Annotated in this window: 18 protein-coding genes and 3 pseudogenes; 6 read left to right on the top strand and 15 right to left on the bottom strand. The window is 57.7% G+C overall.

Features of this window, described 5'->3' with window-relative positions; translation table 11 throughout:
* Positions 1–15: 15 nt before the first annotated feature.
* From PH547_RS30155 to traI, 8 genes are read right to left on the bottom strand one after another with little or no spacing between them, the layout of a single operon-like run.
* Positions 16–678 (bottom strand): conjugal transfer protein TrbF, encoded by a 663-nt coding sequence (locus tag PH547_RS30155; protein ID WP_004119850.1) that lies wholly within the window; start codon positions 676–678, stop codon positions 16–18.
* Between the two features lie 24 nt (positions 679–702).
* Positions 703–1,881 (bottom strand): P-type conjugative transfer protein TrbL, encoded by a 1,179-nt coding sequence (trbL, locus tag PH547_RS30150; protein WP_004119851.1) that lies wholly within the window; start codon positions 1,879–1,881, stop codon positions 703–705.
* A 4-nt stretch (positions 1,882–1,885) separates the two neighbouring features.
* Positions 1,886–2,689 carry a P-type conjugative transfer protein TrbJ gene (gene trbJ, locus PH547_RS30145; protein ID WP_004119852.1) on the bottom strand — a complete coding sequence of 268 codons (804 nt, stop codon included), beginning with the start codon at positions 2,687–2,689 and terminating at the stop codon, positions 1,886–1,888.
* Positions 2,661–5,117 carry a conjugal transfer protein TrbE gene (locus tag PH547_RS30140; protein ID WP_065091804.1) on the bottom strand — a complete coding sequence of 819 codons (2,457 nt, stop codon included), beginning with the start codon at positions 5,115–5,117 and terminating at the stop codon, positions 2,661–2,663. Before PH547_RS30140 ends, trbJ begins: the two co-directional genes overlap by 29 nt.
* A 9-nt stretch (positions 5,118–5,126) precedes the next feature.
* Positions 5,127–5,426: a conjugal transfer protein TrbD gene (locus PH547_RS30135; protein WP_065091803.1), complete on the bottom strand. Its 300-nt coding sequence runs from the start codon at positions 5,424–5,426 to the stop codon at positions 5,127–5,129.
* Positions 5,419–5,802 (bottom strand): TrbC/VirB2 family protein, encoded by a 384-nt coding sequence (locus tag PH547_RS30130; protein ID WP_004119857.1) that lies wholly within the window; start codon positions 5,800–5,802, stop codon positions 5,419–5,421. The genes PH547_RS30135 and PH547_RS30130 overlap by 8 nt, the downstream gene beginning before the upstream one ends.
* The gene (gene trbB, locus PH547_RS30125; protein ID WP_004119858.1) at positions 5,792–6,769 is read right to left on the bottom strand and encodes a P-type conjugative transfer ATPase TrbB; all 978 of its coding nucleotides are present in this window, start codon (positions 6,767–6,769) and stop codon (positions 5,792–5,794) included. The genes PH547_RS30130 and trbB overlap by 11 nt, the downstream gene beginning before the upstream one ends.
* Positions 6,766–7,404 (bottom strand): acyl-homoserine-lactone synthase, encoded by a 639-nt coding sequence (gene traI, locus PH547_RS30120; RefSeq protein WP_065091802.1) that lies wholly within the window; start codon positions 7,402–7,404, stop codon positions 6,766–6,768. The genes trbB and traI overlap by 4 nt, the downstream gene beginning before the upstream one ends.
* Before the next feature lie 378 nt (positions 7,405–7,782).
* Here traI and repA point away from each other — a divergent pair, with 378 nt between their 5' ends.
* The 4 genes and pseudogenes from repA (at position 7,783) to PH547_RS33990 (ending at position 11,911) form a co-directional block, all read left to right on the top strand.
* Positions 7,783–9,003 carry a plasmid partitioning protein RepA gene (gene repA / locus PH547_RS30115; RefSeq protein WP_028755142.1) on the top strand — a complete coding sequence of 407 codons (1,221 nt, stop codon included), beginning with the start codon at positions 7,783–7,785 and terminating at the stop codon, positions 9,001–9,003.
* Between the two features lie 59 nt (positions 9,004–9,062).
* Complete coding sequence (repB, locus tag PH547_RS30110) at positions 9,063–10,037, top strand: plasmid partitioning protein RepB (RefSeq protein ID WP_004119861.1); 975 nt, start codon at positions 9,063–9,065, stop codon at positions 10,035–10,037.
* A gap of 161 nt (positions 10,038–10,198) precedes the next feature.
* On the top strand, positions 10,199–11,413 hold the full coding sequence (gene repC, locus PH547_RS30105; protein ID WP_065091801.1) for a plasmid replication protein RepC: 1,215 nt from the start codon (positions 10,199–10,201) through the stop codon (positions 11,411–11,413).
* 114 nt (positions 11,414–11,527) lie between these two features.
* A pseudogene (locus PH547_RS33990) lies at positions 11,528–11,911 on the top strand (hypothetical protein).
* Here PH547_RS33990 and PH547_RS30100 read toward each other — a convergent pair.
* From PH547_RS30100 to PH547_RS30090, 3 genes and pseudogenes are all read right to left on the bottom strand, one after another.
* Entirely contained in the window at positions 11,860–12,063 is a 204-nt protein-coding gene (locus PH547_RS30100; RefSeq protein WP_004119863.1) for a cold-shock protein, read from the bottom strand. The pseudogene PH547_RS33990 and the gene PH547_RS30100 overlap by 52 nt on opposite strands.
* A 140-nt stretch (positions 12,064–12,203) precedes the next feature.
* Positions 12,204–12,656 (bottom strand): annotated as a pseudogene (locus PH547_RS30095) (Fic family protein); the annotation flags it as partial.
* A 285-nt stretch (positions 12,657–12,941) separates the two neighbouring features.
* Positions 12,942–13,814: a recombinase family protein gene (locus tag PH547_RS30090; RefSeq protein ID WP_246802364.1), complete on the bottom strand. Its 873-nt coding sequence runs from the start codon at positions 13,812–13,814 to the stop codon at positions 12,942–12,944.
* Here PH547_RS30090 and PH547_RS30085 point away from each other — a divergent pair.
* Complete coding sequence (locus PH547_RS30085; RefSeq protein WP_246451475.1) at positions 13,725–13,958, top strand: hypothetical protein; 234 nt, start codon at positions 13,725–13,727, stop codon at positions 13,956–13,958. The two genes, PH547_RS30090 and PH547_RS30085, sit on opposite strands and share 90 nt — an antisense overlap.
* 556 nt (positions 13,959–14,514) lie before the next feature.
* Here PH547_RS30085 and PH547_RS30080 read toward each other — a convergent pair.
* Positions 14,515–16,185 carry an IS66 family transposase gene (locus PH547_RS30080; protein ID WP_028755408.1) on the bottom strand — a complete coding sequence of 557 codons (1,671 nt, stop codon included), beginning with the start codon at positions 16,183–16,185 and terminating at the stop codon, positions 14,515–14,517.
* Between the two features lie 260 nt (positions 16,186–16,445).
* Between PH547_RS30080 and PH547_RS30075 the strand changes: the two genes are divergently transcribed.
* The gene (locus PH547_RS30075; RefSeq protein WP_065091799.1) at positions 16,446–16,784 is read left to right on the top strand and encodes a hypothetical protein; all 339 of its coding nucleotides are present in this window, start codon (positions 16,446–16,448) and stop codon (positions 16,782–16,784) included.
* A gap of 6 nt (positions 16,785–16,790) precedes the next feature.
* On the opposite strand, the gene PH547_RS30070 is transcribed toward PH547_RS30075, so the two are convergent.
* The 3 genes and pseudogenes from PH547_RS30070 to PH547_RS30055 form a co-directional block, all read right to left on the bottom strand.
* On the bottom strand, positions 16,791–18,491 hold the full coding sequence (locus PH547_RS30070; RefSeq protein WP_065091798.1) for an IS66 family transposase: 1,701 nt from the start codon (positions 18,489–18,491) through the stop codon (positions 16,791–16,793).
* 218 nt (positions 18,492–18,709) lie between these two features.
* A pseudogene (locus PH547_RS30065) lies at positions 18,710–20,379 on the bottom strand (IS66 family transposase).
* A 167-nt stretch (positions 20,380–20,546) separates the two neighbouring features.
* Positions 20,547–20,906, bottom strand: a complete 360-nt coding sequence (locus PH547_RS30055) for a hypothetical protein (protein ID WP_065091795.1) — start codon at positions 20,904–20,906, stop codon at positions 20,547–20,549.
* Position 20,907: the final 1 nt, after the last annotated feature.

The following is a 20,907-nucleotide window of genomic DNA, read 5'->3' as shown; positions in this document are numbered from 1 at the left end:
TCAAATCCCCTGCCCTCAAAGCTGTGCCGTCCAGTCAAAATCCCTAACGTAGAGGCCGATCGGATTGAGGCGGATGGTCGCCTCGTCCTGCGGCGCGGTAAGCGCAACCGTCGCGATTCCGCGGAACCGGCGCGTCCCGGTTTCCTTGCCCTTCCGGTCCCGTTCGTATTCGGTCCAGTCGATCTGATAAGTCTGATTGGAGAGCGCCACTATGTTGTTGACCTCGATGGCGATCGTCGACGACTTCGCCTTTTCGAACGGCGAATTGCTGCGGAACCAGTCATTGATCTTCTGGGTCGAGGGATCGGAAGCTCGCAGAAGCGCATAGGTTCGATCGATATATTGCTTTTGCACTACGGCATCCGGTGTGACGCTGCGGAAGCTCGTTACGAAGTTGCCAAGCGTGGCGCGCACCACCCGCACATCCGCGTATTCGATCTGCTCGGGGAACCCTGAGGTGACCGAGGTGCCGAGCTTGTCGACCTGGACGATATAAGGCACCAGCTTCACCTGCGTGCTTAGGTATATCGCGTACCCGAAGCCGATCACGGCCATGGTCAGACCCAGTATGCCGACGATGCGCCATGCGGCCGCGGCCTGCACATAGGAGCCGTATCGCTCATTCCATTCCTGGCGCGCGGCAAGATACGGGTTTTCGGGAGCGCGTTTCGCTGCCATCGATCGATCACTTTCTGATTGCTATTAGTCTTTAAGTTCGGGAAGTGGCTTTGGTCCGCTGTGCCCACTGCGCGCCTGATCCAGCTTGGCGTTAGCAAGGCCTAGGATAGACCCGGCGTAGGCACCGGGAGAGCCGATGGCCTTCTCCTTGGTAGCCGAGCCCGCCGCTTTTCCTGCCGAGCCGATCCCTGCGCCGAAACCCCGCAGCATTGCGCCTGCGACGGATGACCCCGCGGCGCGCGCGGTTTGAGCCGCCGCAAATCCCGCCCCGGCAGCGCCCGCCGCGAGGAACCCTGCTCCTGTCGCAAACGATGCGGCCTGACCACCGTGCCTTATTGCCTCCATTCCGCCCGAGACGGACGCGCCCTGAACAACACCCTGCATGATGTTCGGGACGTAGATGGCGATAATGAAGACCACGACAGCGATACCAGCGATCGCAAGCGCAGTCTGGAACTGGTCGCCAATGTCGGGCTGGTCTGCCAACCCGATCAGCACCTCTGATCCGATACGCGAGATCATGACGAGCGCCATGAGTTTCATTCCGACCGAGAAGGCGTAGACCAAATATCGGACCGCGAAATCCTTTGTATAGGACGAGCCGCCAAGCCCCAGCATGATCATACCGGCAAGAAGGCCGATATACATCTCAACCATGACCGACACGAAAATCGCGGCGACAAGCGAGAATGAGATGACGACGACGACCATTGCAAAAGCAGCCGAGATCGCCAACGCGTTGTCCTCAAAAAGACCGAACTGTATCTTTTCCGACATCTTCGTTGCGACGGCGAGTCCAGCATTGAAGACGTCTGCTGGGGAGGCCGTGCCGCCTCCAGCCCCAATCTCAAACAAACTATCCACCACTGCCTTCGCAAAGGCCGGCCCCTGTCCCAAAACGAAGGCAAAAAAGCCGACGAATATGATCCGCCGGACAAGCTCGGCAAACCAGCTGTCTAGCGAAGCTGCCTGCAATGCGAGCCAGACGGCGGCGATGCCAATCTCGATTGTCGCGAGGATCCAGAACAAGGATTTCGCCGCATCCATGACAGTAGTTTCCCACCCCTTTGCGGCCGTGGTGATCTGGCTCTGTAATGAGGTCAGCACTGAACCTTCTTGGGCGACTGCCGGCTGTGCTGCCAGCATGCAGAAGGTGGCAATCACCATCGCGGTGCGGAGCCGCCGAAGACATATTGTTGTCATGTGCTTACCACTCGACTTTCATCTTTTCGCCGCCGGAGGTGGAAGGGGCAGTCCCGCTGAAGAATTTCTCACGCCGCGCCTGCGCAAGGTCCTTGTCGGTCTGTTCGGTCTGGAGCCAGGTGCCCATCATCGTCATTTGCTGCGAGACGAGGCCGCGAAGCTTCTGAATCTGGGCGACCTGTTGCGCGGCGATCTCATGCCCGACCTGCAGGGCTTTCATCTGCCCGTCGGCGGTCTCGGACATGGACCGCAGCGAGGACATCGTGCCTTCCTCGCTATCGAATTGCTCGGCCGTCAGACTCGCCGCCTTCAGCGTGCTGGCGATCGTGTCCCGGTTCGTATCGGACCAGGACTGATAGGTGGTAGAAAACGACGAATTGTCTGGCAGGTTGGTTTTAAGGCTTGAGTAGCTCTGAAAACGTTGTTGCAACACATCATCCGCATTGCCCATGGAAAACGAGATGCTCTGGCCCTGGTCGACGATGCTGCGCAGCTGGTTGAGATCGCTTTCGACCTGCCCCCACATATGCGACGGAAGCGTCGCCGTGTTCTGGAGGAGGTTTTGGTAGATATTCAGCTGCGTTTCGATCTGTTGTGCGAGCTGGCTGATCTGGGTGAGCTGGTTCTGGATCTGCTCGCCGGACTTCCCGACCAAAGCGACCAGCTCGCCATTATTGAGGACCTGCGTCCACTCGGTGGCGGCACCCGTGGCAGTTCCAGCATTTGCGGGCACGACAGTGCCGGCCATCAATGCGACAGCCGCCAGGCCAGTGAGCAATTTATTCGAGGTTGAGCAGCGCTGCGGCATCCTGAACTCCTCTCGTTCGTAGCCAGTGGATCGGCCAGTCGCGGCCGTGTTTGGAACTGAGCGTGCGGATGCGCTTCAGGTCTTCCTTGCCGGATGCGCCAACGAAACTGAGCGCCACGGGGCCGAGCGACATGTCGAAGAGCCGCCTGCCTTCGGACGTTGCGACGTAATATTCTCGCTTAGGAATCGCATTCGAAACGATCTCGATCTGTCTCTCGTTGAAGCCAATCCGCTCATAGAACTCGCGGGTCCCAGGCTCACTTGCGGCGCCGTTCGGCAGGCAAATTTTCGTGGGGCAGGATTCCTTCAACACGTCGATGATGCCGGAACGCTCAGCATCGGAAATGGATTGCGTGGCCAATACCACCGCGCAGTTCGCCTTGCGCAGCACCTTCAGCCACTCTCGGATCTTGCTCCTGAAGACCGGATGGCCGAGCATCAGCCAGGCTTCGTCTAGGACGATGAGGCTCGGTGAGCCATCGAGGCGCTTTTCGATGCGGCGGAACAGATAGGTGAGAACAGGTACGAGGTTCCGCTCGCCCATGTTCATCAACTCTTCGATCTCAAAGGTCTGGAATGAGCCAAGCAACAGTCCGTCTTTCTCAGCATCGAGAAGCTGGCCCATGGGACCATCGACGGTGTAGTGATGGAGCGCGTCCTTGATCTCGCGCATCTGTACGCCGCTTACAAAGTCCGAGAGAGATCGGCCCGCTGCACTGGCCATCAAGCCAATCTGGCGAGAGACCGCATTGCGGTGGTCCGGGGTGATGGTCACGCCCTGCAGCGCGATCAACATCTCGATCCATTCCGCGGCCCATGCGCGATCACTGTCGCTGGAGAGGTCCGACAGCGGGCAGAAGGCCAGCGCCTTCGCCTCTTCTTGAGCGTCGCCACCGATCTCATAGTGATCACCTCCGGTGGCAAGGGTCAGCGGAAGGAGAGAGTTCCCCTTGTCAAAGGCGAAGATCTGGGCGCGTTCATAGCGCCGGAACTGCGCGGCGATTAGTGCAAGCAGCGTCGACTTGCCCGAACCGGTCGGCCCAAAAATGAGTGTGTGACCGACGTCGTCGACATGTAGGTTCAGCCGGAACGGCGTCGACCCGCTCGCCACCTGCATCAGTGGCGGTGAATTCGGCGGGTAGAACGGGCACGGCGCGACAGGGGAGCCCGACCAGACAGAGTTGAGCGGAATGAGATCGGCAAGGTTGCTGGTATTGATCAGCGGTTCGCGGATGTTGCAATACCAATTGCCCGGTAGGCTGCCGAGGTAGGCATCGGTGGCGTTGAGCGTTTCGATGCGCGCCCCGAAGCCCTCCGCCTGAATAAGTCTGCGGATGGACTCTGCCTTTTCCTGCAGTCCTTCACGATCGTGATCGAAGAGAACGATGACGGGCGTGTAATAGCCGTATGCGACCAACTGCGACGAAGCCTGGGCGATAGCCTCTTCTGTCTCGGCGACCATGTTCATGGCGTCCTGATCAAGCGAACGGCTCTGCGTCTGAAAAAGCTGGTCGAAGAATGGGCGCACCTTCTGCTGCCATTTCTTGCGGGTCCGCTCCAGTTTTTGTCTGGCCTCCTGCGCGTCGAGAAAAATGAAGCGCGACGACCAGCGGTAGGTTAGCGGCATGAGATCGAGGCTGTTGAGGATCCCCGGCCAGCTCTCGGCCGGCAGGCCGTCGATCGCGACGACACCGAGGAAGCGGCTTTCAACCTTTGAGGTCAGCCCATGTTCAAGCTCGGCGGTCGCGATCCAGTCGAGATACATGGGCGCATCCGGCAGCCGGATCGGATGGTTGTCACCAGTGATGCAGAAGCGAACGAATTGGAGCAGTTCGTCGTAGCGGGCAACCCGCGCCCCTCCCCTCTCGAGAGCCTCCCGCGTTTCCATGCGACGGATCGAAAGCGTATTGGCGAAATACTGCTCGATCTCGCGGACCGCGTTCTTGAAAATGAACAGCACCGTGTCGGCATAGGTCTTCTTGCGGCTCACCTCGTCCGAGTAGATGTATTTGCTGAGCGCCGTTTTTTTGGATTCGAGCGGCCGATAGGTCAGGATCAGCGCGTGTTTACTCTCGAAATGCCCCTGTTCGCGGGCGAAATGCGCCCGCCGCTCGGCGTCGATCGCGCGAGTTACAGGATCGGGAAAGTGACAACGATTATCCGACGGATAGTCGAATGTCGGGATGCGAACTGCCTCGACCTGGATCATCCAGCCGCTCCCGAGCCGCGAGAGGATTGTATTGATATGGCGCGACAGTTCGTTGCGATCGAGGGCCGTGGCGCTCTCTGAATCTGGTCCCGCAAAATACCAGGCGGCCATCAGGCTTCCGTCTTTCAACAGGAGAACACCATTGTCGACGAGGCCGGCATAGGGGACGAGATCAGCAAAGGATGGGTCGGGGGCCCGGAAGCGTTTGAGAGCGACCATGCGTTCCTCTCAATACCGGCGCCACGGCGAGGAGGTCGCCTTGTAGCAATGCTTGTACGAGATATGGCGGACATAGACCTGTCGCATGAGCGGATCGGCCTTTGCCATCATTCTCAAGAGCCCGACGATGACAATCCAGACGCCAACGCCGAAGAGCGCCGAATAGATCGTAAGAACGACGAAGATGAGGATGACTGCGGCCAAGCCGGTGATCAGCACCAGTTCCCGGTCCGCGCCCACCAGAAGGTTCGGGCGCGACAGCGCGCGGTGGATGCGGTTCCGCTGCAGACCGGACGCGGACTCAGCCATTTGTCACTCCTGCGCCTTGGAAGCCGTCCGAGGCGACCAGCTCCCTCGTCAGGCCAATTGAAGCTCCAGTCGCGCCGAACAGGCCCACAATGGTCGTGGCACCGAGCAGAATGCCGGCGACGAGAACCACGTATACAAGTCGCCGCGCGAAGTCGTTCAACTCCCCACCAAATATGAGCATGCCGCCGGCTATGGCGACAGCCGCAAGTGCGATGTATCCTGCGACAGGTCCGGTGATCGACTCTTGAATCTGCTGCAGTGGTCCTTCCCAGGGCAGTCCGCCACCGCCCGAACTGGCGAGTGCCGGATCAAGCGAAGCGAGAACTGTCGTTAGGACAGAGAATGTGACCTTGGCGAGCGAAGGCTTACGCGACATGACGGGCCTCCTCTTCCTCATCGAGTTGGTCTGAACCGATCTGGTATTGGCCCTCCGCGAACCGTTCGATGTGGATGACGTCTCGAACCCGTCGCCCGCGCGGTGTCCGTTCAATGGAGATGATGAGGTCGACTGCCTCACCGATAACCTCGTGCATCGGCTGCTGGCTTGCTTCTGCGGTCAATTGTTCAAAGCGGCGGAGGGCCGACATGGCGGTGTTCGAGTGAATTGTCGCAACGCCTCCGGGATGACCGGTGTTCCACGCCTTCAGCAGAGTCAACGCGGCACCGTCGCGGACTTCGCCGACGACAATCCTGTCGGGGCGCAGTCGCATCGTGCTCTTCAGCAATCGTGACATATCAACGGTATCGCTGGTATGCAGAAGAACGGCGTTCTCGGCCGAACAATGAATTTCGGCGGTATCTTCGAGGATCACCAAACGGTCTTCGGGGGCGAATTTGACGATCTCATCGATCAACGCGTTCGCAAGCGTCGTTTTGCCAGAACCGGCGCCCCCGGATACGATGATGTTTCGCCTTTTGGAAATCGCCTTTCGGATCATTAAGGCGTGGCATCCCGTCAGCGCGCCTGACCGCACATATTCTTCCAGCGGAATTAGGCGTGGGGCACGGCGGCGGATCGTAAAGGCTGGCTTGGCGACCGCTGGTGGTAAAAGGCCTTCGAAGCGGTGCCCACCTATCGGGAGCTCGCCGGAGATGATCGGTTGCTTCGTGTCTACCTGGGACTGAAGGAAATGCGCCACAATTCCGATCACCGTTTCCGCGGCGACGGGGGACATTTCGCCGGCCGCCGCAACGCCGTGAGCGAGGCGCTCAATAAAGAGCTTTCCGTCCGGATTGAGCATTATTTCGATCACATCCACGTCTTCCAATGCGGCGCACAGCTTATGGCCGAGCGCGTCTTGAAGTTTGCAGACAAGCCGGTGGTGAGAGCGGAGCTGGTTCATGGATTTCTCCTTTTCCGCTGCCCATCTGGGGAGATGAATTCAGAACGGTAACTGGATGGACGAAGCCTCAGGAATGTCTCGGCGTTCACCGGTAAGGTGCCCGCGACGGCAATTGTCTTGCCAATGTTCTTTGGTTCGCCCAATCGCGATAGGTGCCACCCAACGCGTGCAAGGATCCGCTCGAATCGAAGATCGGTCACCGTGACGAGCTCCGTGTACCCATTTGCGATGCACCATTCGATGATGCCTGCGAACATGGTCAAAGTGGCCTCGTGGACGAGGCCTCCTCCGCGAAGATCGACCAAGGTTGTGTCCACGCAAAAACGGGAGCTTTCGATCATACTTGGATGGGCGTTTAGGTGTCGATGCGTTAGCAGTGACGAAAAGACATGGGTCACCATCGTCGGACCCATGGCCGGCAGGAGTCTAGCGCATCCTGCCACACGAGCGCTGTCCGATACGGCGAGTATGTAAGTCGGCTGGAGAGCGTCGAAGACGTCCGCTTCCCGGCCGTCAAGAACACCGACCTCCCAACCCAACCGATTTGAAAACACTTGAGCTCGAAGTCGATGATGTGCTTCGAGAAGGTGCTGTGCAGGAAGCCCATGTCTGGTCGATATCGCAACAACCTTCATACTGATCTCCGTCGCTTAAATTTATCGACAAAGATCAGCACGGATTAGAATGGCTGGGCAGTTGTAGAATCCTACAAGGTATTTTGGTGAGTCGCGCGCGGTTTTGGGCGACAACGCGCTGATCTGATCTCGCGTGTTATTCCCTTAGTTGTAGGAATCACCAGTGAACAAATATGCAACGAACGTTGTGACTCGGAGCGGTAACAGATTGGATTTGCAAGGGAAATACCGATGGCGGCGTTAACCATAGGTCAAGGGGCGTCCCGGCTATTAACAGTTTATTAGCCGCATTTTCCTTGCCGGCCCGCGAGAATCGGACATAATAACGGTTCAGTGGCAATATCGGGCCGAAAACCGTTATCTGAAAGATTTCTGACAATGAACGCTAATTCGATGGCTTCGCTTAAGATGCCGATGCACTTTGAAGATCAAATCCTAGAACAGGGTGATTTGATCTCGAAAAAGCTGCACCTACTTAGCGTACAACGATTCCCGCCCAACGCGAAAAAGACATTGCGAAGCTTCTCGCTGGCGGAGGTCGCGACCTATGTCGGCGTATCGCAGAGCACATTGAAAAAGCTGCATCTGGACGGAAAGGGCCCCTCCCCTCAAACATCGTCCTCCGGTCGTCGCTCCTACACCGCCGAACAGATGTTGGAACTGCGTCAATATCTGGATACGCACGGTCGATCCGACAACCGCATGTATGTTCCCCACCGGCGCGGCGGTGAAAAGCTGCAGGTGCTTGCTGTAGTCAACTTCAAAGGGGGCTCGGGGAAAACCACGACCGCCGCGCATTTAGCGCAGTACCTGGCATTGACGGGGCATCGCGTCCTTGCCGTAGACCTCGACCCTCAAGCATCCCTTTCGTCTCTGCACGGCTTCCAACCGGAGCTCGATCAGATCGCGTCCATCTATGATGCCATTCGCTATGATGGTGCGAGAAAGCCGATCTCGGAGATCATCCAGACCACTAATTTTCCTGGATTGGACATTGTCCCTGCAAACCTCGATTTGCAGGAGTATGAATATGACACGCCGCTTGCGATGTCTGATAAGTCTTCTAATGAAGGCAAAACGTTTTTCACCCGCATATCGCGGGCTTTGGCTGAGGTCGACGATCGTTATGATGTCGTCGTCGTCGACTGTCCACCGCAGCTCGGATATTTGACGCTGACCGCACTGACCGCAGCTACAAGTGTTCTGATAACAATCCATCCGCAGATGCTCGACGTGATGTCGATGGGTCAGTTCCTTCTGATGCTTGGTGGAATTCTAAAGCCGATCCGTGCCGCTGGTGCGGAAGTGAACCTCTCCTGGTACAGATACTTGATTACGCGCTACGAGCCGACCGATGTTCCGCAAGCCCAGATGGTCGGCTTTATGTCCACGATGTTCAACGAGTTCATACTAAAGAACCAGATGGTGAAGTCGACGGCGGTTTCAGATGCCGGAATTACCAAGCAAACTCTGTACGAAGTCGATCGGGCATCCATGAATAGAGGCACGTATGACCGTGCGATGGAATCGTTGGATGCAGTGAATGCTGAAATTGCCGGCCTCGTTCACGAGTCATGGGGACGTCGATTTGTCAGCTGACAAAAACGAACGTTTTATGCGGAAAAACAAGCAGCTAACGGCTGCTCGGAGCAAATGAGATGGCACGGAAAAATCTGCTCGAGGGACTTGCTGACCTGCATGAAGATAGCGGCACGGCACCTGCATATCCAATGCGAGGCGCAGGCAAATCTCTCGTGCGTTCGCTGGACGAGCTGGCAAAGCAGGCTGACAAATATCTCGAAGGCGAGGCAATTATCGAACTTGATCCGGCACAAATTGAAGGCTCCTTCGTAAAGGATCGGATATCAGACGACGACGGCGAGTATCAAGATCTGCTAGAGGCAATTAGGGTACGTGGGCAGGATACGCCTATTCTCGTGCGGCCCCATACAAAGGTCGATGGTCTTTATCAGGTTGTCTTCGGCCACAGACGGGTAAGGGCAGCAAGGGACCTCGGCAGAAAAGTCCGGGCTATTGTCAAGGCAATCGACGACCGTTCCCATGTCATTGCTCAAGGGCAGGAAAATTCCGCGCGCGCGAATCTCTCTTTTATCGAAAGGGCGTTATTTGCCAAGCGCCTGGATGATCTTGGTTACGGCCGAGAGGTGATTTCCTTGGCATTGTCCGCGAATGCGGCTTCGGTCTCGAAGATGATGACGGTGGCAGAGCGCATCTCGGCTAACGTCATAGAAAAAATCGGGTCGGCTCCCGGTGTGGGCCGAGAGCGCTGGATAGAGCTTTCACTTCTAGTCGGAAAATTCGCCAATAGCGGCAAAGTGTCAGAAGTTTTGAGCACGGACGGCTTCGACGCATTGCCGTCCGATGAACGCTTTTCATCTCTGTACAAGGCGCTCAACAGAACAGCGCGGCCCGTGAGGAAGGCGGAGGTTTCGACTCAAAAGGCGAAGTGGCAGCCCCGGGACAAGGCAGTGCAGGCCGAAATCAAGAATACGGGCAAAGCTTTCTCGCTCTCGATGAAGGCGAAGAATGCTGGCCGTTTCGGAGAATATCTTTCCCGCAATTTGGATGCGCTCTACGAGCAATTCCTGAAGGAGGGAAGCAAAGGAGACTGAAGCCGCAAAAGAAAAAGGCCCCCAAACGACCAAGTCGTGGAAGCCCTTCTCGTATTCCCTAAGCAAGATTGAGAATCGCATTTCCACGAATCCCTGTCAAGAGTCGTAACCGTCGATTTGGCGGGCGGATCTCTTTTGCCTCAATTAAGGTGAGAGAAAAAATGCAGAGTGGAAGTGTGACGACGCCCTTCGGGCGGCGGCCGGTATCGCTTGCCCAGGTAAGAGGGCAAATGAAAACGGCTGAGATGCGGCCAGGTAAGACGGCCGACAAATGGAAGATCTTTCGCGATGCCTCGGAGGCGAGGGCAGTGCTCGGCATTCAGGACCGCGCCCTTGCCGTTCTTGATGCGCTCTTGACCTTCTATCCCGACAATGAGCTTTCGGAAGAGCGCGGCCTGGTGGTGTTCCCATCAAATGAACAGCTTTCCGTTCGAGCGCATGGTATTGCTGGCACGACATTGCGCCGCCACCTTGCTGCACTCGTCGATGCTGGACTGATCCAGCGCAAAGACAGTGCTAATGGCAAACGATACGCCCGAAAGGACAAGGGCGGCCAGATCGAAGATGCGTTCGGCTTCAGCCTCGCGCCGCTGCTTGCTCGCGCCGAAGAGCTTGCGCAGCTCGCACAGCAGATAGCAGCCGAGCGCCGGCACTTCCGCAGCGCCAAGGAAGCACTGACGATCTGCCGTCGTGACGTTCGTAAGCTGCTGACGGCTGCGATAGAAGAGGGCGCTTCTGGCGATTGGGAAAAGCTGGAGGGCTACTACGTGCAGCTGCTCGCAGGCATCCCCCGCTCCCCAACCCTCAAAGATATTGAATCCGTCCTCGACGAAATGCGAATGTTGCGTGAAGAGATCATCAACCAACTGGAATTTCAGGAAGATTCTCAAAAAACAGATAGCAATGATGTCCAAATTGGACGTCACATACAGAATTCAAAACCCGAATCCAGCAATGAATTTGAACCTTGCTCTGAAAAAGAGCAGGGGCCGAAATCGAACCCAGACATTGGGCGAATGCGAGAGCCGATAAAGGCTTTTCCACTGGGAATGGTCTTGCAGGCCTGCCCTGAGATTTCGAATTACGGGCCGGGCGGGGCGGTCGGGAGTTGGCGCGATCTCATGTCAGCCGCGGTGGTCGTGCGATCGATGCTGGCCGTCAGTCCGAGTGCCTACCAGAATGCCTGTGAGGCACTCGGTGCCGAGAATGCTGCGGCCGTGATGGCCTGCATCCTCGAAAGGGCAGGGCACATCAACAATGCGGGCGGTTATTTGCGTGACCTCACCCGCAAGGCAGAACGCGGAGAGTTTTCACTTGGGCCGATGTTGATGGCGCTGATGCGAACGAATGGTTCGCCAGGCCGGAGAGCATCATGAGCTGCAAAAAGCTGATGCTGTTTGGAGACCGCAGCAAGGTGAGATCCTGGCTTGTGGTCTCCCGAGTATCGCCGATAAGCTATCAATCTAAAGTGGGGTCGCTGAAAACAGCATATTCGAAGGGCCGTAACCTCGGATGCAAAGAGCTGTGTAGCCTTCTGAACGAAATCATCCGGACATCCGCGCCGGCGGAACAACGGCGCTGGAGACGCTGCTTTCGGCTGCGACCGTACGTGCCGATAACATCATGAGTCTTGCTATTGCACCAAGATGGGGTTTGAGGGCTATGCTAGTCTCATAGACGTTCCGCTTCTGGATGTGACACCCTTCGACCGGGCCAAGAAGTTGGGCGCTGCGCCTTTGGCACAGGCCGAGATCTCGCAATTTAAGAGCAGGTGGCCCCGAGGCGCTTTTGAGCCCGTTGCCGCCGCTCCGGTCAATTGGCCTCAGAGCGGTCTGACGTTTTCCGCCTTTAACTTGCCGGTCTTCCGATCCTGACCGAGATCGTAGGAAACGGACTGTCCCTCTCTGAGATAATCGCCATATTGCAGGGCGGTGACATGCACGAAAACGTCGCCTCCTCCGCTTTCCGGCGTGATGAAACCAAAGCCTTTATCGGCGTTGAAGAACTTAACCTTGCCAGTTGGCATAACAATCCTCGTGTCTTCGCAGTTTAGGCAGCAAACTAACGACCAGCCACAGCAAGAATCAAGCCAGTCTGCTTCCGCCGAGTGATGTCGCGCTCTTTGGATAGAGTGGACGAAAGGCCGTGCCCCAGCCGTTGTTTCTATCACTCTGGCTCCGGCAGGTTTAAGGTGTAACGCGTATGTCGGCGTTCACCGCTGCGGTTCATTGCCCCCTTCTCCACCATATCATGAAGGTCTTTAGTCGCCGTTGCCCGGGAAGCCCCTGTGATCGAGATGTAATTTTCCGCGCTCAGGCCACCTTTGAAGCCTTCAATCCCTTCGCGGAACATGCGGGAGATCGCCTTGGCGATTGTTGAACTGGTCGCGGAACCGTTCATAGAACTTTGCCTTGCGGATATAAAACGCAACGCGCGTGAGAGTCGTCTGCTGCGCATCGAGAATGGTTTGCAAGAAGTAGAGTAGATGAGCCTTTCGATTATATCGAGCTTACGCTGATTTGTTTCGAGCTCTCCGTAATAAGCCTTGCGGCTCCTTTTGATCGTATATGCAAGCGAGATCAGGCTCGGTTGCCCGATGTTTTGCGCGAGCGACTTTTGAGGGCCGAACAAGCAGCCCAGCAGGTCGCCGCGCTGAAGAAAGATCGTGACGAGCCGGCATACCATCATGCGGGTTCGAGACGAGAAACCACCTCGGTCGTTGGCAGAAGGAACAATGATGACCGGCTACACCATTGAACCGGACGGGCGTCAGGTGGAGGAGGAAATCCACCTTGGCGGGGTTGGCCGAACAGGTCGTGGCAAGCACGGATTGGAAGGAGATCTCCGCCGGGAAAGGAAGCTCGCCGGGCAAAAAGCGCGGGCGCTCCCTTATGAATCAGCTAGTCAAGGACGAACTAACCCGAAGCGATGTGCCTCGTCCAACAGCGCCCTAACGGAAGAGGGCTGCCACCTCCTGCCACCACGCGCCGGCCGTTCCCCCATCTGATCCAGTTGCGCGGCAATGTCGCGCAGCGACAAACTGGGGTCGGCGATGGTGATCGCGGCGACCAACTTCATCAAATGATCTTCGGGCGCGCGGCGCGGTGAGCGGGCCAGCAGCTCTGGCTCTGCAAGCTTCTCACGAACCATCCGATGCACCGCGCGGCGTAATCGTTCGACCGTCCAGTGATGACCGCGACGGTTAAGGACGCGCACGACGTTGTCCCAACTATGCTGTGGCCTGAGCTGCCTCACGGTCGGCAGCCAGGTCTGTGCCGACGAAATCAGTTCGTCGAGATAAAGTTTCTCGCGTGCTTTCGACACCGCCTTGATCGCCTCCGGTCGGCGCTCGCGCAGACCGGGATTTCCGGGAAGCTTCCCTCTGGCTTTCGCAGCCTTGATGCCAGCTTTGGTTCGTTCGGCGATCAGGGCGCGCTCAAGCTGGGCGACGGCGCCGAGCACCTGCAAGGAAAACATTCCCTGCGGCGTGGACGTATCGATCGGATCGCGCAGCGAGCGGAAATGAACTCCGCGCTTTTCGAGGTCTTCAATCACGTGAAGCAGATGGCTGACTGATCGGGCCAAGCGATCGAGACGAACGACGACTAGCACGTCGCCAGAGGTGAGATCCTTCAGCACTTTGGTGAGCACCGGTCTTGTGCGGGATAACCCGGATCCGTGCTCCTGATGAATGCGATCGCAGCCGGCGGCGCGCAACTCATCGACCTGGGCATCGTTGAGCTGATCGTCAGTCGAAACCCGGGCGTATCCGATCAGCCGGGGCCGCGGAGAGGGGGAGCTGGCGATTGCAACCTGGGGCATTCGTTCTGGCTCTTTTTTGATGGCCTTTGTACAGATAATGAATGCATGAGAAAATGGGGATTTGCAAGCGTGTTTTATGACAAAAATGGGAGGCGATAGAGAGCGTTCTATGACGTGAGGCAGGCATCGACCCATCGCCGCCCGAGAACGCACGTCAGCGGGCATCTATGGCGAAAACGCAGGGAAATCGGCTATTTCGGAAGAGGTCGCTCCGGCTCCGGCTTTTTGATGAGGTTCTGACGCCGAGAGGCGGTCGGGGAGGGGAAGAGCTCGACCGGTTCAGCACGCGTTATTTCCGCTCAATCAGGCAGAATTTCCAGCGACCCAAAATGAAAAGCCCTCAAGGGGCCCGGATTTGCGGCTTTTCCGCCAATTCTCACGGACAAATACGCTATCTCTTGCCGCCAAAAACCATCACCTATCGATACGCAGTACTTATCGGAAGTGATTGCCCATCCACGGCGCCGTCCCGAGTGACGGAAGCAATGGCTTAAATAGCTTCTGTTCTGGAAAAGAACAACGTTAATTCATATGGTTAACGAGATGGAAACGGCCAACATTCCCGGATAAGAGGGGGTAAGTGGGGCAGATTCGGTGGCGGTGCTGGTTCGTTGGGCAACGGTGGTGCTGCAACCGGACTGAAGTGACCCCGTGTTCACGCCCTAGCGAGAATGATTGCCGGCAGGGGCGGAACCGGTTGGCCGACGTTGCCGATGCCAAGCCGGTCACCGAGATAGTGGTAAAAGGATAGCCCGAGCTTTTGGCAGGTCTTCATCAGACCGAGCATGGTATCGCGTGCAACACGACCATCGCGGCTCATCGTGCCGCCGGAGATCTTCCGCTTCGTCACAAAGCTCCGCAAAGCATTTTCGGATGCATTGGTGTGTAGCGGAATCTCGGGATGATCGAGAACTTTCAGCAACTCGCTCTTCCGTCGATGCAGCCGCTCAAGCAGCTTGTCGAGCGCCTCATAGCCGGTGCGCAGGCCGAAGATTCGGTCGAACCGTCGTCTGAAGGCCGGAACGGCCCGCGGGGAAGGGGTCTGCTTGTAGGCTTTCAGCGCCTTGTAGAAGCGCCAGACGAGATCGCGGACCATGGTGAGCGACCGCTCCTCCTTGGCGGTTCCTGGCATCAGCTTTTGCAGAAGACGTTCGGCATGAACCCAGCACAGCGCGTGATTGCCGACGCGGAACTGGCCGGCGTCGTCGGACACGATCACCGTATTGCCCATCAGGCCGTGGTGACGAATAGAACCCCACAGGCCGGCCTCGGCAAGCGTGCCGATCTCCTGCCGGTCGAAGATGTCGATACCCTTTTCGGCCAGATGCGCCATGAATGGGACCTGGTTGCAGAAGCGCTGTGGTTCAAAAGCGCGAAGTACGGCAGTTATGGACGCATCCGCACGGCGTTCTTTCAGGTAATCGAACGCGGCATCGTTGAGCACGTAATCCTGGTAGCCACCGCGCAGCAGCGACAGGAAATTCAGGCGGGACTTCGATTTTGTGGTGCGAAAGACAGTAAAATTCGGGCCGCCGATGTGTGTGGCGTAACACGGATTATGGGAATGCCACGCGCCGGTGTCGTCGACGGTGACATAAGACGACGACACCAGGCCGGCATGCAACACCGCGGCATCCTCGGCGACAAAGCCATCCAGCTGCCGGGTCAAAAGCCGTAAAATCTGGCGTTTTGAGATGTCGATACCGATGTCGTTCAGCAAAGTCGTCAGGCGCGCGGTCGTCACCTGCCCTTGTGTATGCAGCATCAGGCAAAGTCGCCTGAGGTTGATGCCGTAGCCACCTACGGTTCCCATAGGCAAGGGTGCCAGCACCGTCTTTCCATCCGGCGTCACCCAGCATTCACGACGGTAATGCACGAGCTCGGCCTTGAGCACCAGGTCGCGAACATAGACGCTTCTGTATCCCTTGAAGCGCGAGCCGGCCGGAGCATTGGTGCGCACGATCTCTTCCCGGCTGACCCGTTTCACATCGAGCTTCGGGCCGCGCGGTTTCTTCTTGCTCGCCTGTTTGTCGCCGGATTTGATATCGGTTGCCTTGTCCATGCCGGACGGTCGAAACGGCGGGCGCGGCGGCAGGTTCTTCAGTCGAGCGATCTCATCGCGCAGCAGTTGGTTCTCGACTTTAAGCCGGGTGTTTTCCAAGCGAAGGGCGGCGTTTTCCTCGCGCAGCTGGATGTTGTCGGCCTCAAGCTTCGCGAGCCGGGCTTCCGCCTGCTGCGACCGCTCCAACAGACCGGACACCAGACTGCGCAACGCATTCAGCGACAGCGTGCCGGCATGCTCGGGGGAGGGGAGCCGTTTCGTCATGGCAGAATCGAATCATGATTTGCCCCGGCAGGAGAATCCCCAGGCTATCAATCAATTCTCAAAACGCTGGGTTATGCACACTTCTATGCTCGCTCACCGAAACGCTGCCACCGATTTTGCCCCACGTACATAAGAGGGGTAAAAGGGGCTGATTTGTGGGCGCTGCTGAAGCGCTGGGCAATTGTGCCGTTGATGCTCTTCTACCATAATCGGTGTCGGAGCATAAGACGCGATCAGGATGAGAGACGGGGAGCAGCACAATGGGCGGGATCGATATCGAGGGGCTCGACGAAGCAACGCTGATGGAACTGCATGGACGCATCGTCGAGCGGCTCCACTTCCTGCATCAGCAAAAGACCGCGGCTGCCCTGCAAGAGATCAAGATCGGCAGCGGCGTAACGTTCGAAGGGCCGGATGGAAGAGCGATCAGGGGCATCGTCATCCGACGCAATCGCAAGACGGTGACGGTTCATACCGACGATGAGAAGCACTGGAATGTCTCGCCGTCATTGCTGACGCTTGTGGGCCGCCATGGTCTCGATGGAGAGGCGTCCAAAGACGGCCGTGTCGTGCCGTTTACGAAGCCCGGCACCAGATAGCAGCACTCAGGCTTTTGCGGCGACAAGGCCTGCCAGCGGCGGGATGGCCTGGCCGCAGTGCGACGCGATCATGGCAGGCGATGACGCTGGGATGCCGAACCGGTCGCCGAGATAGTGGTAAAAGGACAGTCCGAGCTTTTGGCAGGTCTTCATCAGACCGAGCATGGTGTCGCGCGCAACACGGCCGTCCCGGCTCATCGTACCGCCGGAGATTTTTCGCTTGGTGACGAAACTGCGCAGATCATTCTCTGACGCGTTGGTGTGTAACGGGATTTCTGGTCGCTCGAGCACGCGCAGCAGTTCGGCTTTGCGGCGGTGCAACCGCACCAGCAATGCGTCGAGGGCATCATAGCCGGTACGCAGGGTAAAGATCCTGTCGAACCGTCGTCGGAAGCCCGGGATTGCCTGTGATAAAGGCTTTTGTTTCCAGACCTTCAGCATCTTGTAGAATCGCCAGACGAGATCGCGGATAAGCGCGACCGATCGCGCCTCCTTTGGCTTTGCCGGCATCAGCTTTTGCAGAAGGCGCTCGCTATGGACCCAGCACAGGGCATGATTGCCAACCCGGAACTGTCCGGCATCGTCGGAGACAATCACCATGTCGCCCAGAAGACCGTGATGGCGGATGGAACCCCAGAGACCGGCTTCGGCCAGGACCCCGATCCCCTGCCTGTCGAAAATATCGATGCCCTTGCCGGCCAAATATTCCAGGAATGGTACCTGATTGCAGAAGCCTTGCAGCTCGAAAGTGCGCAGTCTGGCAACGAGGCCTGGATCGCCACGGCGCTCTTCCAGATAGTCGAACGCTGCGTCATTGAGGACATAGTCCTGGTAGTTGCCGCGCAGCAGCGACAGGAAGTTCAGTCGCGATTTCGATTTCGTCGTTCGGAAGACGGTAAAATGCTCACCCCCGATTTGGGTGGTGTAAAAATTATCATGAGCATGGCGGGCACCGGTGTCGTCGACCGTGACATAAGTGGACGACACCAGGCCGGCATGCAGCACCGCCGCGTCCTCGGCAACAAACCCATCCAGCTCTTTGGTCAGAAGGCGAACGACCTGGCGTTTCGAGATCTCGATGCCGATATCATTTAGCAACGTCATCAGCCGCCCCGTCGTCACTTGCCCCTGCGCGTGCAACATCAGGCAGAGCCGCCGGAGGTTCGGTCCGTAGCCGCCCATAATTCCCGTCGGCAACGGTGCGATCACCGTCTTCCCATCAGGTGTGATCCAGCACTCGCGGCGATAATGCACGAGCTCGGCCGACAGCACCAATTCCCGCACGAAACAACCTTTATAGCCTTTGAACCGCGAACCGGCCGGAATGGTTGCACGTAAAATCTCTTCCCGGCTGACCCGCTTCACATCGAGCTTCGGGCCGCGCGGCTTCTTCTTGCTCGCCTGTTTGTCGCCGGATTTGATATCAGTTGCCTTGTCCATGCCGGACGGGCGAAACGGCGGTCGCGGCGGCAAGCTCTTCAGTCGGGCGATCTCGTCGCGCAGCAGTTGGTTTTCGACCTTCAGGCGGGTGTTTTCCAGGCGGAGCTCCGCGTTTTCTGCGCGAAGGGCTACGTTCTCGGATTCAAGTTTCGCGAGGCGAACTTCAGCCTGTTCAGCTCGTTCCAGCAGACCAGTCACCAAACTTCGCAACGCCTTCAGTGAAAGCGTATCGGCATGCTCAGGTGAGGGGAGCCGTCTCTTTGCCATGTCGAGACTGAATCTGATTTGCTCCGCCCGCGGAATCCCAACGCTGGAAATCAACTCGCAGACCAAGCCCTTATGCACACTTCTCTATGCCCTTCGGAGAGAGCCCGCCAACCAAAATGCCCCACTTACATAAGAGGGTAAGTGGGGCAGATTTGGTGGCGGTGCCGGTTCATTGGGCAACGGTGGTGGCGCAGCCGAGCCGAAGCGGCCCCAAGTGCTCAAGCCCGAGCGAGAATGATCGCCGACAGGGGCGGAACCGGTTGGCCGACGTTGCCGATACCAAGCCGGTCACCGAGATAGTGGTAAAAGGATAGCCCAAGCTTCTGGCAGGTTTTCATAAGACCAAGCATGACGTCGCGCGCAACACGGCCATCGCGGCTCATCGTGCCGCCGGAGATCTTTCGCTTCGTGACAAAACTCCGCAGATCATTTTCGGATGCATTGGTATGCAGCGGAATCTCGGGATGATCGAGCACCTTCAGCAGCTCGGTCTTCCTTCGATGCAGCCGCTCAAGCAGCTTGTCGAGTGCCTCATAACCGGTGCGCAGGCTGAAGATTCGGTCGAACCGTCGTCGGAAGGCCGGAACGGCCCGCGGGGAAGGGTTCTGCTTGTAGGCTTTCAGCGCCTTGTAGAAACGCCAGACGAGATCGCGGGCCATGGTGAGCGACCGCTCCTCTTTTGCGGTTCCTGGCATCAGCTTTTGCAGAAGACGTTCGGCATGAACCCAGCACAGCGCGTGATTGCCGACGCGGAACTGGCCGGCGTCGTCGGACACGATCACCGTGTTGCCCATCAGGCCGTGGTGACGGATAGAACCCCACAGGCCGGCCTCGGCATGCGTGCCGATCTCCTGCCGGTCGAAGATGTCGATACCCTTGTCGGCCAGATGCGCCATGAACGGCACCTGATTGCAGAAGCGCTGCGGTTCAAGAGCGCGAAGTCCGGCAGTAATGGCCGCATCCGCACGGCGTTCTTTCAGGTAATCGAACGCGGCATCGTTGAGCACATAATCCTGGTAATTGCCGCGCAGTAGCGACAGGAAATTCAGGCGGGACTTCGATTTTGTGGTGCGAAAGACAGTAAAATTCGGGCCGCCGATGTGTGTGGCGTAACAGTTATTATGGGGATGCCGTGCGCCAATGTCGTCGACCGTGACGTAAGACGACGACACCAAGCCGGCATGCAACACCGCCGCATCCTCGGCGACAAAGCCATCCAGCTCTTTCGTTAGAAGCCGCACCATCTGGCGCTTGGAGATGTCGAGACCGATATCATTCAGCAATGTCGTCAGCCGCGCGCTCGTTACCTGTCCGTGTGCGTGGAGCATCAGGCACAGCCGTCTGAGGTTGGCGCCATAGCCACCCATAATCCCCGCTGGCAAGGCTGCCAGCACCGTCTTTCCATTGGGGGTTACCCAGCATTCACGACGGTAGTGCACGAGTTCGGCCTTGAGCACCAGGTCGCGAACGCAAAAGCTTTTGTACCCCTTGAAGCGCCAGCCGGCCGGAGCATCGACGCGCAGGATCTCCTGCCGGCTCACCCGTTTCACATCCAACTTTGCGCCGCGTGGCTTCTTCTTACTCGTCGGCTTATTGCCGAGTGCAGCGTCCGTCGCCTTGTCCATACCGGAGGAGCGAAACGGTGGCGCGGCGGCAGGTTCTTCAATCGCGCAATCTCGTCGCGCAGCAGCTGGTTGTCGAGTTTCAGGCGGGTGTTCTCGAGCCGAAGGGCCGCATTTTCCTCGCGAAGCTGGATGGTCTCGGCCTCAAGCTTCTCAAGTCGGGCTTCTGCCTGCTGCGACCGCTCCAGCAGACCCGTCACCAAACTGCGCAACGCCTTTAGCGAAAGCGTGTCGGCATGCTCGGGGGAGGGGAGCCGTTTCGTCATGACAGAATCGAATCATGATTTGCCCCAGCAAGAGAATCCCCACGCTCGCGATCAACGCTCAAAGTGCGAGGTTATGCACACTTCTATGCTCGCTCACCGAAACGCTGCCACCGAATGTGCCCCACGTACGATAAAAGGAGACAAGTGGGGCAGATTTGGTGTCGCTTTTAGCTAAGAATTTCATTGATATGCAGATGGTAGGGAGGGGAGGTTCCGGGCGTGGGGAGTTGTGTAGCCTCGATGGTTTCTGGAACGATCAGATTTTGTACCGCCTCTGACCAGATAAGTATTGCTCTATCGGGATCACAAGGCCTCCTAAGTGGCGCGGCAGGGCGTAACGAGGCGAGATAAGACGCCACGTTGCGCCCGTTTGCGCGCCAATTATACCAGTGATTTCGGCGCTTAAACGGCCGCACTTCGACGTTTTTGGCGCCCTCCCTCTGCATGTCGCGGGCTATGGCTTTGGCCACCTCGCGGTCGCTGAAAGTGAGGCCGATCGGCTTTCCGTTCTGATAAATTTCATGCATG

The organism is Rhizobium cerradonense, from assembly GCF_030182455.1.
In the GTDB taxonomy this organism is placed as follows: Bacteria; Pseudomonadota; Alphaproteobacteria; order Rhizobiales; family Rhizobiaceae; genus Rhizobium.
Note: the sequence above shows the minus strand (reverse complement) of the source record. Positions and strands in the feature narration are given on the sequence as shown.